Annotated in this window: 1 protein-coding gene; it reads right to left on the bottom strand. The window is 44.7% G+C overall.

The features are described 5' to 3' along the window. Positions 1 to 190: hypothetical protein (locus tag SB749_RS20435; RefSeq protein ID WP_410711920.1), on the bottom strand; the 190-nt coding region annotated here is incomplete at its 3' end. Positions 191 to 246: the final 56 nt, after the last annotated feature.

The following is a 246-nucleotide window of genomic DNA, read 5'->3' as shown; positions in this document are numbered from 1 at the left end:
CTAAGCTCACCCACATTATTGGTTTGGGCGCATGAAACCCACCATAAGCAATAACCAACATAAGGCCCATAAGCGCCACGGCAGTTACCACCACACTATAAACGCCGGTCATAGCTAAAATAGGTATACCAGCCCCATCAAGGTACATAGTAGCGAGCGACGTAGCACTTATCACCAGTACAACAAGCATAAAAAGTATGCTTTTTAATTGCGATATAGCTTGCTGCCTTTTATAGGCCAACACAC

The sequence above is a fragment of the Brevibacterium sp. SIMBA_078 genome, assembly GCF_046534565.1.
GTDB lineage: Bacteria > Actinomycetota > Actinomycetes > Actinomycetales > Brevibacteriaceae > Brevibacterium.
Note: the sequence above shows the minus strand (reverse complement) of the source record. Positions and strands in the feature narration are given on the sequence as shown.